The sequence below is a fragment of the Zunongwangia sp. genome, assembly GCF_048269745.1.
Classification (GTDB): Bacteria; Bacteroidota; Bacteroidia; order Flavobacteriales; family Flavobacteriaceae; genus Zunongwangia.
The window spans coordinates 132,749-153,676 of the sequence record NZ_JBLXIB010000001.1; the positions used below are offsets into that span (position 1 = coordinate 132,749).

Below are 20,928 nucleotides of genomic sequence, written 5' to 3' on the forward strand. Positions count from 1 at the left end.
TTTTTATTAACAAATCTTTTTTTGTGTATTTTTAAAGAAACACAAGTTATGGAAAAATCTGAATTACTATGTGTGTTAGCGTTACAACACGCTCCTAATCTGGGAAGTAAAACTGCAAAAAAGCTATTGGCTAAATTTGGAAGTGCGGCTGCTATTTTTAAGGAAAAGAAAGAAAATCTTTTAAAAATAGATGGGATAGGAAATACTAGAGTACAAGGCCTTTTTGAAAAGAATAATTTTAAAGAAGCAGAAAGAGAGCTACAGTTTATCGAAAAAGAAGGAATAAAAGCACAATATTTTTTAGATTCAGATTATCCAGAACGGTTACAACATTGCTCTGATGCCCCTATTTTATTGTTTTCTAAAGGAAAAATTAATTTAGATAATCCCAAGATTATAAGTGTAGTAGGAACCCGTAAAATTACGAACTCAGGAAGAGCTTTTACTGAAAAATTTATTGAAGAATTGAGTGTAGTTAATCCTATTATTGTTTCAGGTTTTGCTTACGGAGTAGATATTGTTGCGCAGCGTGCAGCTGTTGCTAATAATTTGCAAACTATTGGATGTTTAGCGCATGGTTTAAATCAAATATATCCAAAAACACATACAAAATATGCCGATTCTGTATTAGAAAACGGTGGTTTTATAACTGATTTTTGGAGTACAGATAAGTTTGATCGAAATAATTTTTTAAAAAGAAACCGAATAATTGCCGGCCTTAGTGAAGCTACTGTAGTAATAGAAAGTGCTGAAAAAGGAGGCTCTTTAGTAACGGCAGATATTGCGAACTCCTACAATCGAGAAGTATTTGCGGTACCAGGTCGCCCGACAGATTTATTGAGCAAGGGGTGTAATAATTTAATAAAAACTAACAAAGCCCATTTACTAACCAGTACGGCTGATTTGGTCTATATGCTGAATTGGAAATTAAAAGAAGAACAACCAAAACCGATTCAACAAAAGCTTTTTGTTTCTATAGAGGGAGAAGATGAAGTAATTTATACTTTTTTAAAAGAAAATGGGAAATCGTTATTAGACACAATTGCGTTTAGTAACGATTTCCCAACTTATAAAGTAGCTTCAATTCTATTAAATTTGGAACTCAAGGGTTTGGTGAAACCTTTGCCTGGTAAACTTTTTGAAGCTATTTAGTATCCTAATTTTTTCCGTACTCTTTCTAAAACACTGTTTGCTATTGTTGATGCTTTCTCTTTTCCTATGGCTAATGCCTTATCTATCTCAGCAGGATTATTAATATAATATTCATATTTTTCTCGAGGAGTAGAAAATTTCTCTTTAACAAGTTCAAAAAGAGCTTGTTTAGCATGTCCATATCCAAATCCGCCAGCTTCATATTTTGCTTTTAAATTGGCAGTCTCTTCAGGAGTTCCTAATAATTTATAAATAGCAAAAACTTTACAAGTATCTGGGTTTTTAGGTTCTTCTAAAGGTGTACTATCTGTTTCAATACCCATAATTTGTTTGCGTAACTTTTTATCGGTTTGAAAGATGTTTATTGTATTGCCTTTCGATTTACTCATTTTAGCCCCATCAGTTCCCGCAACGTACATGGTGTTTTCTTCCACTTTTCCTTCGGGAATTACAAAAGTTTCTCCCATTTTATTATGGAATCGAGAAGCTACATCTCTAGTAATTTCTATATGCTGTAATTGATCTTTACCAACAGGAACAATTTCAGCATCGTATAATAAAATGTCTGCAGCCATTAACATTGGATATGTAAAAAGCCCGGCATTTACATCTTCTAATCGGTCAGCTTTATCTTTAAAAGAGTGTGCTAAGGTTAAACGTTGATACGGAAAAAAACAGCTTAAATACCAAGAAAGTTCACTGGTTTGTGGGATATCGCTTTGTCTGTAAAAAACGGTTTTTTCTATATCAAGACCACAAGCAAGCCACGTTGCTGCAACAGAGTATGTGTTGTTTTTTAAAGTTTCTGCATCTTTAATCTGCGTTAAAGAGTGCATATCTGCTATAAAAATAAAAGAATCATTTTCAGGGCTATTCGCCATTTTTATGGCAGGCATTATGGCACCCAGTAAATTACCTAGGTGCGGAGTGCCTGTACTTTGTACTCCTGTTAATATTCTAGACATTTTGAATTAATTTTTATGCAAAGGTACTTTTTTTATAGAATTAGGTTAAAGGATTTAGTATTTTTGAGCTCTATGCAATTATTAAAAAACGTTTTAATTCTTTTCTGGAGAATTTGGTTCTATATATTATTGGTAGTACCAATTGTCTTGATGTTTCCTGTACTTGTTGTATTTACAGCTTCAGAACGTTTTTATCCGCAGTTTTTCTTTTGCGCTAGGGTATGGGCAAAATTCATTATTTTCGGGATGGGCTTCTATAGAAAAGTACATAGAGAACAATCCTTCGATAAGCAGGCAAGCTATATGTTTATAGCCAATCATTATTCTATGTTAGATATTATGCTTATGCTTTCTACCATTAATCATCCTTTTGTTTTTGTTGGAAAAAAAGAGTTAGCCAAAATTCCGATTTTCGGTTTCTTTTATCGGCGCACATGTATATTGGTAGATAGAAGTTCTCCACAAAGTAGAAAAGCTGTTTTTAATGAAGCTCAGCGGCGCTTAAAGCAAGGTAATAGTATTTGTATTTTTCCTGAAGGAGGTGTGCCCGATGACCAGAGTATTATTTTAGATGAATTTAAAGAGGGAGCTTTTAAACTGGCTATAGATCATCAAATTTCGATTGTACCCCTAACATTTCACGATACTAAAAAGCGATTTTCATATCAGTTTTTTTCGGGTGGTCCTGGTAAATTACGTGTTAAGATTCATAATTTTATTCCAACCGAAAACAAAACGCAAAAAGATCGACGTTGTATAAAAGACGAAGCTCGTGCTGTGATATTAAAAGAATTGACAGCACCAACTATTTCTTAACTTTAGGATTAAAATTCAAAACTTATACCAGTATATACTCCAAATATATAAGGCTTAACATTATTCACATTATTAAAACTATTGAGCTGATATTTAAATGTAGGTTCTATATTTAGTTTAAACTGATTGGTAAGCTGATAATCTAAACCAATACCTATGTTAGTTGTAAAGCTAACATCTTTTAAATTATTAGATTTCCCTAAATCTACATTTCCTGTTTTAGAGTTAATACCAATATTATTTTCTTGTAGAAATAAACTGCTGGCACCAGCAATAACAGTAACGCCAAATTTATTACTTGCTAACTGGTAAGCAACCTCCACAGGTACTTCAATATAACCAAACTGCTGATTAATAGTACCATTTTCTGTTGGGCTATTTACTAAATTAGAGAAGGATTCGGAATTATTAACAGGATCACTCATTAAGTTTCCCGAACTAACATTGCTTCTAATTTGAATATTAGTTGCACTTTCCTGATAATCGATATTGTTAATATTTTTTGCAGCGGTCATGTAGGAGTAATTAATATCTTTTGTTTTAAATTGTAAGTTAACTTTGTTTACGCCAGATCGTATTTTTACTTTTTTAGATACTGCATACGCAATTTTTAATCCATAAGACATGGTAATATCACTACTATTATTATTTTTAGCAAAAGAGGCATCTACCGGATTGCCACTTCCTAGATTACCATAATATACAGGTGCCGCAACTGGGGTTATTATTATTTTACCTTTCTCTGAATCTGTAATTTTTATGTTTTTATCAGTTTCGTTTTCTTCATTTTTAGCAATTTGTTCTTTTTGTTGCTGAATTTTTTCTAATAAGTTTTCAGAATCTTCTACCTCTGAACTTTTTTCTTCTTTTTGATTATCGGGAATTTTAGAATCTATTTTTGATGAAGTAGTATTTTCTGAATTCTCAGTAGTAGCTAACAGATCTTTAGAATCTATCAAATTAGTAGTGGATTTTGAGGGTTTTGAGATTGAATTATTACTACCTTTTAAATTTTGAAAATCATCTTGTTTTTGCCGATTTTCGCTTATCGATTCTAAGGTGTTAAGTGACTTTTGAAAATCCGGGTTTGGGGTGATTTTTTCAATTTTCGGTAATAAATTTTGGTCAACTTCAAATGTAATTTCTAAGTTTTGATCTTGAGAATTATCAAAAACACCTATAAAGTAAGAGCCGCTCAAAAGAATTACTAAAATAGCAGCAACGCCTCCTAATTTATACCAAAATGGTAGAATTCTATATTTTTTAGTTTGCTTTTTCTGTAATTCTTGCGCTAAATTTTTCCAAACCTTTTCATTAGGACTGGCTTCGAAATCTTTAAAGCGCTCCTGAAACAGACGATCTATGTTTTTATCTTCTCTCATAGGGTTTTGGCGGAAGAATTATAGTTTTTTTCTTCTATTTTAACTTTTAAAAGTAAACGTGCTCTTGATAAATTTGATTTTGATGTACCTTCTGAAATTTTAAGTAATGTTGAAATTTCTTTATGAGAATATCCATCTAACACATATAAGTTGAATACTTCTCGATACCTATCAGGTAATTCTTGCACTATTTGTAATAAATAATCTAAGGATACATTTTCTTCATCATAGTTTACAGTTACTTCTTCTTCTAATTGTTCTTCATTATTAAGGCTATATACTTTATTGTTTCGATATTTTTGAAGCACAGTATTTATCATGATTCGTTTCATCCAACCTTCAAAAGAGCCTTTATGTTTATATTGATCTATTTTTTCGAAAATAGTCATGAACCCATCATGCAAATTGTCTTCTGCTTGTTGGTAGCTATCAGAATATTTAAGGCATAACCCAAACATTTTACTGCTATAAAGCCGGTATAATTGTTCTTGCGCTTTACTATTCTGTTTTTTACAATTTTTTATGAGCTGTTCTAGCGTCAAAAAATGATGGTTTAAGTTTATTAGTTAGTATCGGTATTTTTTACCGGTATCTTAATTTCTAGATAGCTGTTTTTACCAGTTTCTTCGCTTACACCTTCCCATAAATGAAAGGTATATTCGGTTTCATTACTTCCGGTTATTGTAATCTGTTGAAGGACTTGGGTTTCTTCAGTTACTTCTGTTTTACAGCCTGCACTTTCTGCTTCTTTGGTTACTGCATAAATATAAATATCTCTGGTATTTCCGTTTATTTCTCGACTTATATCGAAACCAGCAAAAGCACTACACGAATTATTTTTTATAAAAGTCACCGGAAAATCATAGATTTCACCTGTTGTAAAATGCTCCGGAAAATCGGCACCAGTTATTGGCGCGAAATTATAAATGAGTGTAGGACCATCATCTTCAATTTCGCAAGCGTATAAACTGAATACGCCTATTAAAAGTATGATTATTTTTTTCAATTTTCGAATAGATTTATTTGAAAGTTATTTTTTAAATAGATGAGAATTAGTCGAAAAGGTTGCGTATTATGAAAAAAAATAGCCGGAAATTAATGATTCCCGGCTTATAAAATAGGTGTTATTGTAATAGGCTGTTTTTAGGCATTACCTTCTTCGCCAGTATTTTCGGTATCGTCTGTACCCCCTTCGTCTCCAGAACCATCTTCTTCCGGAGCACCTACAGGAACATCTACTGTGGTGAATTCCGCTTCATTTGATGAATTAAAACCTTTTAATAGCCTGAAGCGTATTGTTTTGAATTCAGTGTTACTTGGTAATTTATAGTTACTAGCAAGAACTTTTGTTTCTTCTAAGTCCGTACCATCTTCTTCTGTACATTCTGTAATGTTAACATCATATGAGGTTTGTACCGCAATATCATAAATTAACATGGTATCATCATCTTGGTTTTGGTATCCTTGTGCATTTGGGATACTATAAAAATTATGGCACGCATCGGGTAGCTCATAAGTTATTTTAATTTCGTATTCTTCTCCAGCTTCAAAATAGTCAGGTAAATTATTGCCGGTAATTTTAGCATAATCGTAAGCAATGCTAGGCCCGTCATCATCGTTACAGCTTACAAGAGTAGTCGCAGCTACCACTAAAAGTAAAATTAATTTTTTCATTTTTTTATTTAAAATTAGGTTTCTTCTATCTTAGATGTTGGACGCTAGAAAAGGTTGCGTATAAAACATAAAAAATCCCCATTTTGGGGATTTTTAAATTATATTTCTCAAAATCAATAAATTAATTCTCTTCTTTTGCGATACGAATTGCTTCTTTAATTTTAGTTTCTAACTCATCCATTAAATCTGGATTGTCCTTTAGTAATGTTTTTACTGCATCACGACCCTGGCCAAGTTTGGTATCTTCATAACTAAACCAAGATCCACTTTTCTTCACAATTTCGTAGTCTACACCAATATCTATAATTTCTCCTATTTTAGAAATTCCTTCGCCATACATAATGTCGAATTCTGCAGTTCTAAAAGGAGGAGCAACTTTATTTTTAACTACTTTAACTCGCGTTTTATTACCCATTACATCGCTATTGCTATTTTTTATTTGGGTAGATCGTCTAATATCTAAACGAACAGAAGCGTAAAATTTAAGCGCATTACCACCGGTTGTTGTTTCCGGGTTACCGAACATTACTCCAATTTTTTCACGTAATTGGTTAATAAAAATAACGGTACAATTGGTTTTGCTAATTGTTGAGGTTAATTTTCTAAGTGCCTGAGACATTAAACGAGCGTGAAGTCCCATTTTAGAGTCTCCCATTTCGCCTTCAATCTCACTTTTAGGTGTTAAGGCAGCAACCGAGTCAATTACAATAATATCTATTGCTCCGGATCGGATTAAATTATCTGCAATTTCTAAGGCTTGCTCACCATTATCTGGTTGTGATATAATTAGGTTTTCGATATCAATCCCTAATTTTTCAGCATAAAAACGATCGAAAGCATGTTCTGCATCAATAAAGGCAGCAATACCTCCTTCGCTTTGCGCTTCAGCAATAGCATGTAAAGTTAAGGTTGTTTTACCAGAAGATTCTGGCCCGTATATTTCTATAATTCTTCCTCTTGGATATCCACCTACACCTAATGCTAAATCTAAACCTAAAGAACCTGTAGATATAGAAGGAACATCTTGTACTGCTTGGTCTCCCATTTTCATAACAGTCCCTTTCCCATAGGTTTTATCCATTTTATCTAGGGTAAGCTTTAGTGCTTTTAATTTAGCGTCTTTTTCTTTTTCGTCTTTTTCTTTACTCATTTAATTCTCCTGTTTTTGCGAATTGCTAAATTACTATAAGTTTTTCATCGTAGCAATTTTATTGTTTAGTCTATAGCACTACAAATTGTGTGCGATACTTTTTAATAACTGAAGTACAAGTGTATGAATCAGTTAAATTTAAAGGTATGTAATATTTGAAAGAAATGTATCTTTACAACCTAATTTTTTATGCGAAAATGACAAGTACAGGAAAGATAGAACTTATGGCGCCAGCAGGTAATTTTGAATCTCTGCAAGCAGCCTTAGATAATGGAGCAGACTCTGTATATTTTGGAGTAGAGCAGCTAAATATGCGTGCACGAGCAACAATTAACTTTACGCTTGAGGATTTACAGGAAATAACCAACCGTTGTAAAGCTAAAGGTGTACGAACATATCTTACACTAAATACAATAATTTACGATCATGATTTATCGATTGTAAAAACTTTGTTGGATAAAGCAAAAGCGGCAGATATTACAGCAGTTATAGTGATGGACCAAGCGGTAATTGCTTATGCTAGACAAATTGGTATGGAAGTACATATTTCTACTCAAATTAATATTACCAATATAGAAACAGTTCGTTTTTATGCCATGTTTGCTGATACGATGGTAATGAGTAGAGAATTGAGTTTACGGCAAGTAAAAAAGATTTGTGAACAAATTGAAAAAGAACAGATAACCGGGCCCTCAGGAAATCTTGTTGAAGTAGAAATATTTGGCCACGGGGCCTTATGTATGGCGGTATCAGGGAAATGTTATTTGAGTTTGCACTCGCATAACTCGTCTGCCAATCGTGGGGCTTGTAAGCAAAATTGCCGTAAAAAATATACGGTTATCGATCAGGAAAGCGGATTTGAAGTAGAGCTTGATAACGAGTATATGATGTCCCCAAAAGACTTATGTACTTTAGATTTTTTAGATCAAGTAATCGATGCTGGTTGTAAAGTATTAAAAATAGAAGGTCGGGGAAGAGCTCCGGAATATGTAGCTAAAGTTATAAAAACCTACCGAGAAGCTATCGATGCTTACGAGGAAGGAACCTATACTAAAGAAAAAGTCGAAGCTTGGATGGCCGATTTAAAAACAGTTTACAATCGTGGTTTTTGGAGTGGTTATTATTTAGGACAAAAATTAGGAGAATGGAGTGATGGTTCCGGTTCTCATGCTACTCAGAAAAAAGTATATGTAGGAAAAGGAATGCATTATTTTCCAAAAGCTAATATTGGAGAATTCAAAATTGAAGCTTACGATATAAAAGTTGGAGATACCTTATTAATTACAGGCCCAACCACTGGAGCGAAAGAATTAGAGCTTTCTGAAATGATGGTAAACGATGAGAAGCTGGAAACCGCAAAAAAAGGAGATTCATGCACTATTCCTTTAAAATTCAGAATACGTAATTCAGATAAACTTTATAAAATTGTAAAGGCATAATGGTTGTAGTAACTTTGCAACGCGAAAAATGTATTGGATGTAACTATTGTGTAGAAATGGCTCCTTCAGAATTTCAAATGTCAAAGAAAGATGGAAAGAGCGTATTACTTCATTCTAAAGAAAAAAAAGGTTTTTATACCTTAAAAACGCACGATGATAGTATTTTCGATGAATGTCAACAAGCACAAAAAGCTTGTCCGGTAAAAATTATTACCACAAAAAAAGTATAAAATAATCTTTAACACTTAAAATTAGTATAGCATGCAACTGTACAACAAATTAAGCGCTAAAGAAAGAGAAGTTTTAATAGAAGAAGCTGGCGAAGATCGGCTTACACTCTCTTTTTATGCCTACGCTAAAATAGGCAATCCACAACTTTTTAGAAATCATTTATTCTTAGCTTGGGATGAAATGGACGTTCTGGGACGAATATATGTAGCTCAAGAGGGGATTAATGCTCAACTTTCTGTTCCTGCAAAACGCTTTCAAGAATTTAAAGATTTTCTAGATAACATTTATTTTTTAAAAGATGTTCGGCTTAATATTGCTATTGAACAGGATGCTAAATCTTTTCTAAAACTAAAAGTAAAGGTTCGTAAGAAAATAGTTTCAGACGGACTTAATGATGCAAGTTTCGATGTTACCAATAAAGGGATTCATGTAGACGCAGCAACTTTCAATCAACTATTAGACAATCCGGATACGGTTTGTGTTGATATGCGAAACCATTACGAAAGTGAAATTGGTCATTTTAAAGGCGCTGTTACACCAGATGTAGATACGTTTAGAGATTCTTTACCAATAATCGAAAAAGATTTAGAAGATTTTAAAGAAGAAAAAAATCTAGTAATGTATTGTACTGGAGGTATTCGTTGCGAAAAAGCGAGTGCATACTATAAGCATAAAGGCTTTAAAAATGTATACCAGTTAGAAGGCGGAATTATTGAATATGCTAGACAAGTAGAACAGCAAAAGCTTGAAAACAAGTTTATTGGTAAGAACTTTGTTTTCGATCATCGTCGTTCCGAACGTATTAGTGATGAGGTAATTGCCCATTGCCACCAATGTGGAAAACCTTGCGATACACATGTAAATTGCGCTAATGAAGCTTGTCATCTTTTATTTATACAGTGTGAAGAATGTGCAATGGAAATGAATAATTGCTGTAGTGAAGAATGTATGAAGATTAACGATCTTCCGTATGAAAAACAAAAAAAACTCCGAAAAGGAAAAGGAAACAGCAATAAAATCTTCAAAAAAGGACGTTCAGAAGTGTTAAAATATAAGCCTTAACAATTCGTTCTAAAAAATGATGCCAATTAATATTGGTATCTTTACTTTTGAAGAACTAATTTACGAACCCAAAGGAGGTTAGTTAAAAGTTGGATTTTGAAATAATCTTTTGAGGTCCTTAGTGATAGAGAAGTTAGCATACGTTTAGGATATCGAGATGTATCTTCAAAATACCGTTCAACTTTTAATACTCCTTGTCAAGATATAAAATAATTTATGGCGTGTAGCAGTTGCTCAACCGGAACAGATGGTCAGCCTAAAGGATGTAAGAATAATGGAACTTGTGGAACAGACGGATGTAATAAACTTTCGGTTTTCGACTGGCTTTCTAATATGTCTCTTCCTAATGGAGCTGAACCTTTTGAATTTGTAGAAGTACGATTTAAGAACGGTAGAAAAAATTTTTATAAGAATGTTGAAAATCTAAGCTTAAGTATGGGCGATGCGGTAGCTACTGAAGCTTCCCCAGGTCACGATGTTGGTATGGTAAGCCTTGTAGGAGAGCTAGTTCGCATTCAGATGAAAAAAAAGAAAGCAGATCCTAACGATCAAGAACATTTAAAGATTTATCGAAAAGCCACACAAAAAGATCTTGATGTTTGGCAAGAAGTTCGCGAAAAAGAAGAAAAGATTAAAACAAGGGCTCGAGAAATAGCTATTCGTTTAAAGTTGAGTATGAAAATTAGCGATGTTGAATTTCAGGGGGATGCATCTAAAGCAACTTTTTACTACACAGCAGATGATCGAGTAGACTTCCGCCAGTTAATAAAAGAATTTGCTCGTGAGTTTAATACTCGAATTGAAATGCGACAAATAGGATTAAGGCAAGAAGCCGCCCGATTAGGAGGTATAGGTTCCTGTGGGCGAGAACTGTGCTGCTCAACTTGGTTAACCGATTTTAGATCGGTAAGTACTAGTGCAGCTCGCTATCAGCAATTATCCCTAAATCCTCAAAAATTAGCCGGACAGTGCGGTAAATTAAAATGTTGCCTAAACTACGAACTTGATACGTATTTGGAAGCTTTAAAACAATTTCCAAAGACTGATATTAAACTTCATACAAAAAAAGGCATAGCAGTTTGCCAGAAAATCGATATTTTTAAAGGCTTTTTATGGTATGCTTATGAAGGAGAATGGATGACTTGGCATAAACTAACTGCAGAACAAGCTAATAAAATTATAGATTTAAATAAGCAGAAAAAAGGAGTTGGTAGCTTAGAAGAATTTGAAGTAATCTTGCAGCAAGAAGAAGAAAAACCAGATTTTAATAATGTGGTTGGGCAGGATAGTTTAACTCGTTTCGATAAACCTACAAAAAAACGTAAACGAACTAAAAAAAGAAGAACTAAGAAAAAACCTTCTTCTCGAAATGCGAAATAATTTAGTATCGGTTTTAGCCATTTTAAGTCTCATTTTTTGGAGTTGTGACTCGAATCGAGTTTACGATAGTTATAAGTCATTACCCAACGAATGGAATAAAGATTCAATTGTTTCGTTTAAGGTAAATAAATTAGATACCACATCAACATATAATTTATTTCTTAATGTTCGGAATAATGCAGATTATAAATATGCAAACTTGTTTTTAATTACTGAAATGCAATTTCCAAAAGGTAAAGTAATTATTGATACGTTAGAATATAAAATGGCCAATCCGGATGGAAGTTGGTTAGGAGATGGTTTTGGAGATGTAAAAGAAAATAAACTTTGGTACAAAGAAGGCGTTCGTTTTACAGAGTCCGGAACATATCAAATATCAATTCGGCAGGCCATGCGTAAAAATGGATCTGTTGAAGGAATTGAAAATTTAGACGGAATTACCGATGTGGGGTTTCGAATTGAAAAAAATATACAGAATAAATAGAGCAAATGGCTGAATCTCGTAAAAAGCAAAAACAGCAAAAAAAACACAGTAATCGCAAGTATATACTTGGCTTTTGGGCCTTATTTATTGCCGGATTCTTAGGGGTAATTGTATTCTTTCTATTAGCAGGGTGGGGTGTTTTTGGCAAAATGCCCACTTTTGAAGAGTTAGAAAATCCGGAAACGAACCTCGCAACCGAGCTTATTTCTGCAGATGGAAAAACCTTAGGGAAATACTATCGTGAAAACCGAACTCCTATTAAGTACGAAAATTTACCACAAAACTTAGTGCAGGCATTAGTTGCAACCGAAGATGAACGTTTCTATAAACATGCGGGTATAGATGCTAGAGGAACCATAAGAGCAGCGGTTTTTCTAGGGACTAAAGGAGGAGCTAGTACCATTACTCAGCAGTTAGCAAAACAATTATTTACTGAAAATGTATCTAACAATCCTTTTGCGCGTGTGCTTCAGAAAATGAAAGAATGGGTTATTGCTACTCGTCTCGAACGCCAATATACAAAAGAGGAAATTATAACGATGTATTTAAATAAATACGATTTCCTTTATCAGGCAGTAGGTGTACGTTCGGCTGCACATATTTATTTTGATAAAGAGCCTGAAGATTTAAAAGTTGAAGAGTCAGCGGTATTAGTAGCAATGTTAAAAAACTCAGCTCTTTACAATCCGGTTAGACGTCCGGAACTTGTAAAAAAACGTAGAAATCAGGTTTTAGTACAGATGTATAAAAACGGGTTTTTAACCGAACAAGAAAAAGATTCTTTACAACAACAAAAACTTAAAATCGAATTCACTCCAGAAGGTCATGATGATGGGATTGCCACATATTTTAGAGAATATACACGTCAGTTTTTATCAAAATGGATTGTAGATAACCCAAAACCAAATGGAGAAACTTACAATATTTATCGAGATGGACTAAGAATTTATACAAGTATAGATTCTAAAATGCAACAATATGCAGAAACAGCTGTTACTCAGCATTTAGCTAATTTACAGAAAGAATTTGACCGTCAGAATAAGAATAATCGTACAGCACCATTTAGAGATATCGATAAGTCGATGACCGAGAATATTATAAACGGAGCTATTCGTCGTTCTGAGCGATATAGAAAAATGCGAGAAAAAGGAATTTCTAAAGAAAAAATATTAGCTTCTTTCGATGAACCTCGCGAAATGCGTATTTTTTCTTGGAAAGGTGATATAGATACAACTATGACACCAAGGGATTCTATTCGGTATTATAAATCCTTTTTTCAGGCAGGTTTAATGTCTATGGATCCAACAACCGGAGAAGTGAAGGCTTGGGTTGGAGGTTCTAATTTTAAACATTTTAAATACGACCACGTAAAACAGGGGAAACGCCAAGTAGGCTCTACATTTAAGCCATTTGTATATGCCACAGCAATCGATCAGCTTAAAATGTCTCCTTGCGATACCTTACCGCTTAATAGATTCACCATTCCAGCCGGTAAATACGGAAATATAAAAGATTGGTCACCAAGAAACTCGGGTAGTGGAGACGATGTTTATGTAGGAATGATGAGTTTAAAAGAAGCGCTAGCAAACTCGGTAAATACCGTTACTGCTCGTGTTATCGATAAAACTACACCACATAATGTAATTAGCTTAGCTGGTAAGTTAGGAATAGATACTACTAATTTTCCAACAGGTCCTGCAATTGCTTTAGGAACAGCAGATATCAGTTTATACGATATGGTTTCTGCCTATAGCACCTTTGCAAATAAAGGAGTTCGAATAGATCCGGTAATGATAACCCGAATAGAAGATAAAAATGGAACTGTTTTATTTCAAAATGTACCAAAAACTCACGATGTAATGAGTGCAGAAGCAGCATATGTTACTGTAAATTTAATGGAAGGAGTAACTAAATTTGGATCTGGAGCTCGTTTACGCGGGAATTGGGCTAAAGGAAATTCGTTTTATGAAAAAGCGGTAACCGGTTATCCATACGATTTTAAAAATCCAATTGCCGGAAAAACAGGTACTACACAAAACCAAAGTGATGGTTGGTTTATGGGGATGGTACCTAATTTAGTTACCGGAGTATGGGTAGGGGCAGAAGATCGTGCAGTACATTTTCCGGGAATTAGATATGGACAAGGAGCAACTATGGCATTACCAATTTGGGGATTGTATATGAAAAAGCTTTACGCTGATAAGGATATGAATATTTCTCAAGAAGATTTTGAGAAACCGGAAGACTTATCAATAGCTATAGATTGTGATACCTACGGAAAAAAAGGAAATTCAAATTCTGGAGTAATAGAAGAGTTAGATTTTTAAAATAGCCCTTAAGAAATGTCAAAGCCTGATTAGAAAATAGCTAATCAGGCTTTTTATTTTAATGATTTTAACGTTATACCTATTTTTAATGATAAATTATGTATTTTAATAGGAAATAATTTAGAAATGATTAATAAAACGGTGAATAATGTTGCTGAAGCTTTAGAAGGTATCCATAATGGGATGACGTTTATGCTTGGTGGTTTTGGACTGAGCGGAATTCCAGAGAATGCTATTTCAGAATTAGTACGGCTAAACATTAAAAATTTAACCTGTATTTCTAATAATGCCGGGGTAGACGATTTTGGATTGGGGCTTTTACTTCAAAATAAACAAATCGATAAGATGGTATCTTCGTATGTAGGTGAAAATGCCGAATTTGAACGACAAATGTTAAGCGAAGAGCTGGAAGTCGAGTTAATTCCGCAGGGAACATTAGCGGCGAGATGCCAGGCAGCACAGCAGGGATTTCCGGCAATTTATACACCTGCCGGTTACGGAACCGAGGTTGCCCTTGGCAAGGAGACCAGGGAGTTTGATGGTAAAATGTATGTTTTAGAGGAAGCTTTTAAAGCCGATTTTGCCTTTATCAAAGCTTGGAAAGGGGATAAAGCAGGAAATTTAATTTTTAAAGGAACAGCCAGAAATTTTAATCCGGTGATGTGTGGTGCTGCGAAAGTTACTGTTGTTGAGGTAGAAGAACTAGTAGAACCAGGAGAGCTGGATCCTAATTTTATTCATATTCCAGGGATATTTGTACAACGTATTTTCGAAGGACAGCATTACGAAAAACGAATAGAGAAACGAACAGTTAGAGAAAAATAATCTGATAATATGGGTAATTTGACGATTTGAAAATGAATCAATTTGAAAATAAGGAACGATACGCCAAATATAATCGTAGATAAAAGCTTCAATTTTTAATTGATTATCATTGAATTTTCAGAAGAATTAAAGTCAGATCATAAATATGAAATGTCCTCTCCGTTATTTAAAGGGGAATTCAATAGGAGCAAATACTTGTGAAGCCAAGAATGCTGAGAGTAAAAAGGATTTTTTTCACAAATTAAAAATTGCTTCAAAAGAAGCTCTAATTTTCAAATTATAAGAAAATGTTAGACAAAAACGGAATAGCACAACGTATTGCCAAAGAGGTAAAAGATGGGTTTTATGTAAACCTGGGGATTGGAATTCCTACTTTGGTGGCCAATTTTGTGCGTGATGATATACAGGTAGAATTTCAGAGTGAAAACGGTATTTTGGGGATGGGCCCTTTTCCCTTACAAGGTGAAGAAGATGCCGATTTAATTAATGCAGGTAAACAAACCATTACTGCGCTACCGGGAGCAAGTTTCTTTGATTCAGCTTTAAGTTTTGGAATGATTCGAGGAAAGCATGTAGATCTTACGATTTTGGGTGCCATGGAAGTCGCTGAAAATGGAGATATTGCCAACTGGAAAATTCCGGGTAAAATGGTAAAAGGTATGGGAGGCGCGATGGATTTGGTAGCTTCTGCCGAAAATATCATTGTCGCTATGATGCACACAAATAAAGCCGGCCAATCGAAATTACTTAAAAAATGCACGCTTCCTTTAACCGGAGTGGGCTGTGTCACGAAAATAGTGACCAATCTTGCCGTGATTGAAGTGACCGAAGATGGATTTAAACTTTTAGAAAGGGCTCCGGGCGTAAGTGTAGATGAAATAAAGGCTGCTACTGAAGGAAAACTAATCGTTGATGGAGAAATCCAAGAAATGAATCTATAATGAAACAGAGCTAATTTCTGAATCTTTTAAAAGTGCTTCCTGCTTTAATCTTAGTAAGATTTGCGCAATGGCAACTACGTCACGTTCACAGTATTTGACAATTCGCTGCAAGTTATTTTCTTGATAATACACCTCAAAAACCTGCTCGCCACTAATGTCGTTTTTAGGAGAAGGAATCCCCAAAGTGTGGGTTAGTAATTTTAGTGAAGTGAAATGTTTATAATCCCCAAAGCGCCATAACTCCATTGTATCGAGATGCGGAATTTCCCAGGGTTTTTTACCCATATTGTTTAATTTCTGCGGAAGTTTTAGCTGATGAATAATCATTCTTCTAGCAATAAACGGAAAATCGAATTCTTTACCGTTATGCGCGCAAAGTAGGTGATAAGCTTTGTTAAAATGTTCGTTTAAAAGAGTGCTGAAATCGGTTAAAATCGATTTCTCATCGCCCGAAAAACTTTTAAGTCTAAAGTTTCGTTTTTCATTTTTAACCTTCAAAAATCCGACTGAAATACAAACAATTTTACCAAATTCAGCCCAAATACCTGCTCTAGGGAAAAAATCTTCTGCAGAATATTCGTCTTTTCGAATATATTTGGTTTTTTCAGCCCATAAATCTTGCTTTTCTTCTTCCCAATCGTCAAAAGAAGGCGTATCCGGAACGGTTTCAATATCCAGAAATAAAATATGCTTTATATTATATTTTTCAAAGCTCATTAAAAACTGAAATTCAGTATTTTAAATTACAATTTTATAGCTCAATTTTCAAAAACTTATATGTTTATTTTTAGGACGTCTATAAAAATAGCTTATTTAAATAAAGCAATTAAGGCTTCATTTTTAGTATCAAGAGCAATATCATAAGCCGTTTTATGGTTTTCTAAGCCTTCAATACTTTTGTCTACTTCTGGGTAGCTTAATAATTGCTTTACAACCTCCGTTTTTTCAAATAATGTAGCAATCATTAGCGGCGTATACTGATTTTTGGTAAATTCAGGCGGCCTTAAATTGGGGTTGTCTTCCTGTGGGATTGCTTTAATATTCATATTCGCTCCATTTTTATGAAGCAGAGAAATTAACTCGGAATTAGCATAATAACAGCCCAAAATAAGTGCACAAGCACCATCTCTATCTTTTAAATTTGGATTCATCCCTTTCTCTAGTAATTTTTTAAAAAGCTCAAAATTATCGCTGTTTTTGGTTATTAAAAAAGCGGCTAAAACATTTAAGGGCTTAGCGTCTTGGATACTGTTTTTTTCGGTGGAAGGATCATAACCATATTTCAGTAACAAATTTGCCATTTCAATTTTATTTGATTCTAAAGCCCAATGCATCACTGTGCCGTAATGAGAAATAAAATTTACATCGGCACCCTTTTTCAATAAAAATTTACAGATTTCTAACTCGTTTTCTGAAACAGCATCAAATAATAAAGTAGTACCAAAATCTACATGATTTGGATCGAAATTTGTTTTTTTAAATAGCGTTTTAAAAGTCGCGATCGAGTCTTCTTCAATTAAATTGGCTAGTTTTTTATGTGTTTTTTGTAGTTCAGTTTCATCGAGTTTAGTAAACTTTCCGGTTTTACAAGAGAAAACTGTAATAATCAGTAAAAAGAATATATATTTTCGGTACATGGTTTAAAGTTTTAAGGTAACAAAAGTACCCTTTTGTGATAATTGAATGGCTATTTCTAAGCAATTTTTGATTTTAAAACTAGTTGTGATATTTTAAATTCCCTAAAGAAAAACCTTATCTTATTTTATAAAAAAAAGTGACTTCTAGATAATCTTATAGGCATTTTAAATTTTGATTATCGAGTAAAATTCGCAAACTAAGGCTTAAATTTGTAGAATGTAAACTGCTATTTATACTTCTAAATAGAGAAAATTATAAGACTTATGAAGAAATTAATGCTAGTTATGAGCTTAGTAATAAGTGGCCCGCTTGTATTTGGGCAACAAAAAATGACGCCAGAAAAATTATGGCAGGTAGAACGAATTAGCGTTTTAGGACTCGATAAAAGTGGAGACCAGTTATTTTATAAAGTTTCAATCCCGAATATCGAAGAAAACGACTATACTACAAAGTATTATCAAATTCCTGCTGATGGCGGAACGGCAAAAGAGATTACTAAAGATAAAATTGCAGTAGCTCACGATAGAAATATATCACCTAATGGAACGTATAAACTTTTTAACCAAGAAGTTCATTTAGAGGATGTACAGTCTAAAGATATTTATAAAGAATTAGATAAATCTGATGCATATGTATATTCAGATTTAGACATTCGCCATTGGGATACTTGGCAAAACGGAAGCTTTACACATGTTTTTTACAAAAAAGTAAATCAAGAAGATAGCGAAGGTATAGATATTATGCCAAAAGAACCATATTACACACCACAGAAACCTTTTGGTGGTGAAGAAGACTACTGCTGGTCTCCAGACGGTAAAAGTATTTATTACGTATCTAAAAAATTAAAAGGAAAAGATTACGCTACCAGTACCAATACCGATATTTATAAGTATAATTTAGAAACTAAGGATACCCAGAATATAACTAAAGAAAACAAAGGGTATGATACTAATCCAGCTTTTTCTTCGGAAGGTGTGTTAGCTTGGTTGCAAATGAAGGAAGATGGTTACGAGGCTGATAAAAATGATATAGTTGTTTTAGAAAATGGCGTAAAACAAAACCTTACTGCCAATTGGGATGGAACAGTAAATAGTTTTGTATGGGCTAAAAATGGAAAAGAAATTTATTTTACGGCTCCGGTAGATGGTACAATTCAATTATTTAAAGTGAATTATCCAGGTAAAAAGCGAATTGCTGCTGTAGTAGAACAACTTTCTGAAGGGCAGTTTGATGTTACTGGAATTGTAGCTGAAAAGAAAAAAGAATTATTGGTTACCCGTACCGATATGAACCATGCAGCTGAAGTATTTAGCTTTGATTTGAGAAAGAAAAATTTTGAGCAAATAACCAATGTAAATACTGAATTATATGCTGCCTTAGATTTGCCTAAAGTAGAGAAACGATATGTAAAAACCACCGATGGTAAGAAGATGTTAGTATGGGTTATTTTACCTCCTAATTTTGATGCTTTTAAAAAATATCCAACCTTATTATATACTCAAGGTGGCCCACAATCTCCATTATCACAATTCTACTCTTACCGATGGAATTTTCAGGTAATGGCTTCGCAAGGTTATATTGTAGTAGCACCTAACCGTCGTGGAATGCCAGGGCATGGTGTAGAATGGAATGAAGAAATTAGTAAAGATTGGGGTGGTCAAGTAATGGATGATTATTTATCGGCTATTGATGAAGTAGCTAAAGAACCTTACGTGGATAACGAACGTTTAGGAGCAGTTGGTGCTAGTTACGGGGGGTATTCGGTGTTTTATTTAGCCGGAATTCATAATAATCGATTTAAAACATTTATAGCGCATGATGGTGTTTTCGATACTCGAAGCATGTATGGAACTACTGAAGAATTATTTTTTGTAAACCATGATTTTGGAGATCCATATTGGGAAAAAGATAATGCTGATGCACAAAAGGCATATAACGAGTTTAACCCAATTACAAAAGTAGCCAATTGGAATACCCCTATTTTAATTTATCAAGGAGGTAAAGATTATCGTGTTCCTATTGAACAAGGTTTAGGTGCTTTTCAAGCCGCACAATTACTTGGTTTAAAAAGTAAGTTGGTGTATTTCCCAGATGAAAATCACTGGGTATTACAACCTCAAAATGCACTAGTTTGGCAACATGAATTTTTTAAATGGTTAAAAGAAACACTTTAAGTTTATAAAAGTAGTTTAAAAAACATCCTTGTAATTTTTATTGCAAGGATGTTTTGTTTTAAAAATAAAAAATAATTTTATTTAAATTATTTTTTATCTAACATCTTATAAGTCTCATCGATATATTTATAAAAATCCGGGCTGTGTTTGTCGTCTCTTTTTCGCTTTTTAACTCCTTGTCCCAGTCTTACAATAATTAAATCATCTTTCGGAATTACAATGACGTATTGGCCTAAAATTCCGCGCATATAGTAGATTTTTTTGCCTCTGTAATCACTAAGCCATAATCCATACCCATAATACGATGATTTTTCAAATCGAGGATTTGTCATTTTCCGAACAAATGATTTATGAATCAATTGGTTTCCTTTCCAGTTTCCATCGTGTAAAAAAAGCTTTCCAAAACGGGCAAAATCTCTTGCGTTGCTGGCAATACAGCAATAGGCTTTTTCCATACCATCTTCTTTACTGTCTAACTGCCATAACGCATCGCTCTGCATACCCATAGGTTGCCAAAAACTTTCGCTTAAATATTCGGAAAGTGTTTTTCGCGTGGCTTTTTCAATAACCATTCCTAGCAATTCGGTATTACCACTTAAATATTCAAATTCTTGTCCTGGTTTTTTTATTACTTTTTGTTCTAAAATAAGTTCTCGAATATTATTGCCTAAATAGGCTTTTGCGGTATGTCCAAACGGATTATAATAACTTTCATCCCAATCTAAACCAGAAGCCATAGAGGCTAGATCACCTACCGTAAGGCGGGTATCGAATTGCGGAAAAAAATGACTTACTGGTTCGTAAACACTGGTAATATATCCATCTTTTATAGCTTTTCCTAAAAGAGCAACTACAACACTTTTTGCCATTGAAAAAGAATTGGTTTTACTGGTTGCGGTATAAGTATCGTAATATTTTTCGAACCAAATACTATCTTTTTTTATAATGAGGAAAGCTGAAGTGTTAAGTTGTTTGTTTAAAGTGTCAAGAGAATCGGTAGCTAAAACCGAATTGTAATACTTGCTTTCCGGCCATTGCTCATTATTTGTACTATCATTTTTAATGAGTCGATTATCGAATTCTTTATAATCATCTATATAGGCTGTTTTATGACCATTTAAATACATTATACGAATGCCTTTAAAGATATAACCATATCCAAAAGCGTATAGTAAAACGACTAGTAATAAAATAAATCCAGCAAAATATTTTAGGAAGCGGAAAAACTTTTTCATACCCTAAAAGTACGTATTCAAGATAAATTTATAGCTTTTTGTAATATATTAAT

General features: G+C 33.7%; 21 protein-coding genes. 12 read left to right on the forward strand and 9 right to left on the reverse strand.

All coding sequences use genetic code 11. The annotated features are described in order from the left end of the window. Positions 1-48: 48 nt before the first annotated feature. Positions 49-1,152: a DNA-processing protein DprA gene (gene dprA, locus ACN0WI_RS00565; RefSeq protein ID WP_417884658.1), complete on the forward strand. Its 1,104-nt coding sequence runs from the start codon at positions 49-51 to the stop codon at positions 1,150-1,152. On the opposite strand, the gene trpS is transcribed toward dprA, so the two are convergent. Next, positions 1,149-2,117, reverse strand: coding sequence for a tryptophan--tRNA ligase (trpS, locus tag ACN0WI_RS00570; protein ID WP_417884659.1), 969 nt, complete (start codon positions 2,115-2,117; stop codon positions 1,149-1,151). The two genes, dprA and trpS, sit on opposite strands and share 4 nt — an antisense overlap. Before the next feature lie 72 nt (positions 2,118-2,189). Here trpS and ACN0WI_RS00575 point away from each other — a divergent pair, with 72 nt between their 5' ends. After that, entirely contained in the window at positions 2,190-2,933 is a 744-nt protein-coding gene (locus ACN0WI_RS00575; RefSeq protein ID WP_417884660.1) for a lysophospholipid acyltransferase family protein, read from the forward strand. A gap of 8 nt (positions 2,934-2,941) precedes the next feature. On the opposite strand, the gene ACN0WI_RS00580 is transcribed toward ACN0WI_RS00575, so the two are convergent. From ACN0WI_RS00580 to recA, 5 genes are all read right to left on the reverse strand, one after another. Then, positions 2,942-4,315, reverse strand: a complete 1,374-nt coding sequence (locus tag ACN0WI_RS00580) for a hypothetical protein (RefSeq protein ID WP_417884661.1) — start codon at positions 4,313-4,315, stop codon at positions 2,942-2,944. Further along, the gene (locus ACN0WI_RS00585; RefSeq protein ID WP_417884662.1) at positions 4,312-4,857 is read right to left on the reverse strand and encodes an RNA polymerase sigma factor; all 546 of its coding nucleotides are present in this window, start codon (positions 4,855-4,857) and stop codon (positions 4,312-4,314) included. Before ACN0WI_RS00585 ends, ACN0WI_RS00580 begins: the two co-directional genes overlap by 4 nt. 20 nt (positions 4,858-4,877) lie before the next feature. Further along, entirely contained in the window at positions 4,878-5,321 is a 444-nt protein-coding gene (locus tag ACN0WI_RS00590) for a hypothetical protein (protein ID WP_417884663.1), read from the reverse strand. A gap of 137 nt (positions 5,322-5,458) precedes the next feature. After that, on the reverse strand, positions 5,459-5,989 hold the full coding sequence (locus ACN0WI_RS00595; protein WP_417884664.1) for a hypothetical protein: 531 nt from the start codon (positions 5,987-5,989) through the stop codon (positions 5,459-5,461). A 121-nt stretch (positions 5,990-6,110) separates the two neighbouring features. After that, positions 6,111-7,139, reverse strand: a complete 1,029-nt coding sequence (gene recA, locus ACN0WI_RS00600; protein ID WP_417884665.1) for a recombinase RecA — start codon at positions 7,137-7,139, stop codon at positions 6,111-6,113. Between the two features lie 197 nt (positions 7,140-7,336). On the opposite strand from recA, the gene ACN0WI_RS00605 reads away from it, so the two are divergent. The 9 genes from ACN0WI_RS00605 (at position 7,337) to ACN0WI_RS00645 (ending at position 15,828) form a co-directional block, all read left to right on the forward strand. After that, positions 7,337-8,578 (forward strand): peptidase U32 family protein, encoded by a 1,242-nt coding sequence (locus tag ACN0WI_RS00605; protein ID WP_417884666.1) that lies wholly within the window; start codon positions 7,337-7,339, stop codon positions 8,576-8,578. After that, positions 8,578-8,808: a ferredoxin gene (locus ACN0WI_RS00610; RefSeq protein ID WP_417884667.1), complete on the forward strand. Its 231-nt coding sequence runs from the start codon at positions 8,578-8,580 to the stop codon at positions 8,806-8,808. Before ACN0WI_RS00605 ends, ACN0WI_RS00610 begins: the two co-directional genes overlap by 1 nt. 31 nt (positions 8,809-8,839) lie before the next feature. Next, positions 8,840-9,871 (forward strand): rhodanese-related sulfurtransferase, encoded by a 1,032-nt coding sequence (locus ACN0WI_RS00615; protein WP_417884668.1) that lies wholly within the window; start codon positions 8,840-8,842, stop codon positions 9,869-9,871. A gap of 216 nt (positions 9,872-10,087) precedes the next feature. Next, positions 10,088-11,251 (forward strand): PSP1 domain-containing protein, encoded by a 1,164-nt coding sequence (locus tag ACN0WI_RS00620; RefSeq protein ID WP_417884669.1) that lies wholly within the window; start codon positions 10,088-10,090, stop codon positions 11,249-11,251. Then, a complete protein-coding gene (locus tag ACN0WI_RS00625; protein ID WP_417884670.1) occupies positions 11,241-11,735 on the forward strand; it encodes a gliding motility lipoprotein GldH in 495 nt (164 codons plus the stop codon). The genes ACN0WI_RS00620 and ACN0WI_RS00625 overlap by 11 nt, the downstream gene beginning before the upstream one ends. 5 nt (positions 11,736-11,740) lie before the next feature. Beyond that, a complete protein-coding gene (locus tag ACN0WI_RS00630) occupies positions 11,741-14,062 on the forward strand; it encodes a penicillin-binding protein 1A (protein ID WP_417884671.1) in 2,322 nt (773 codons plus the stop codon). Between the two features lie 126 nt (positions 14,063-14,188). Continuing rightward, a complete protein-coding gene (locus tag ACN0WI_RS00635; RefSeq protein ID WP_417884672.1) occupies positions 14,189-14,887 on the forward strand; it encodes a CoA transferase subunit A in 699 nt (232 codons plus the stop codon). A gap of 145 nt (positions 14,888-15,032) precedes the next feature. Continuing rightward, complete coding sequence (locus tag ACN0WI_RS00640; RefSeq protein ID WP_417884673.1) at positions 15,033-15,170, forward strand: four helix bundle protein; 138 nt, start codon at positions 15,033-15,035, stop codon at positions 15,168-15,170. A gap of 4 nt (positions 15,171-15,174) precedes the next feature. Then, positions 15,175-15,828: a CoA transferase subunit B gene (locus tag ACN0WI_RS00645; RefSeq protein ID WP_417884674.1), complete on the forward strand. Its 654-nt coding sequence runs from the start codon at positions 15,175-15,177 to the stop codon at positions 15,826-15,828. Here the strand turns inward: ACN0WI_RS00645 and ACN0WI_RS00650 are convergent. Both ACN0WI_RS00650 and ACN0WI_RS00655 read right to left on the reverse strand, forming a co-directional pair. Further along, on the reverse strand, positions 15,823-16,545 hold the full coding sequence (locus ACN0WI_RS00650; protein WP_417884675.1) for a 3'-5' exonuclease: 723 nt from the start codon (positions 16,543-16,545) through the stop codon (positions 15,823-15,825). The two genes, ACN0WI_RS00645 and ACN0WI_RS00650, sit on opposite strands and share 6 nt — an antisense overlap. Before the next feature lie 92 nt (positions 16,546-16,637). Continuing rightward, positions 16,638-17,465, reverse strand: coding sequence for an ankyrin repeat domain-containing protein (locus ACN0WI_RS00655; protein ID WP_417884676.1), 828 nt, complete (start codon positions 17,463-17,465; stop codon positions 16,638-16,640). A gap of 264 nt (positions 17,466-17,729) precedes the next feature. Between ACN0WI_RS00655 and ACN0WI_RS00660 the strand changes: the two genes are divergently transcribed. Next, on the forward strand, positions 17,730-19,640 hold the full coding sequence (locus ACN0WI_RS00660) for a S9 family peptidase (RefSeq protein ID WP_417884677.1): 1,911 nt from the start codon (positions 17,730-17,732) through the stop codon (positions 19,638-19,640). Between the two features lie 86 nt (positions 19,641-19,726). Here the strand turns inward: ACN0WI_RS00660 and ACN0WI_RS00665 are convergent, their stop codons facing one another. Continuing rightward, a complete protein-coding gene (locus tag ACN0WI_RS00665) occupies positions 19,727-20,875 on the reverse strand; it encodes a serine hydrolase domain-containing protein (protein ID WP_417884678.1) in 1,149 nt (382 codons plus the stop codon). Positions 20,876-20,928: the final 53 nt, after the last annotated feature.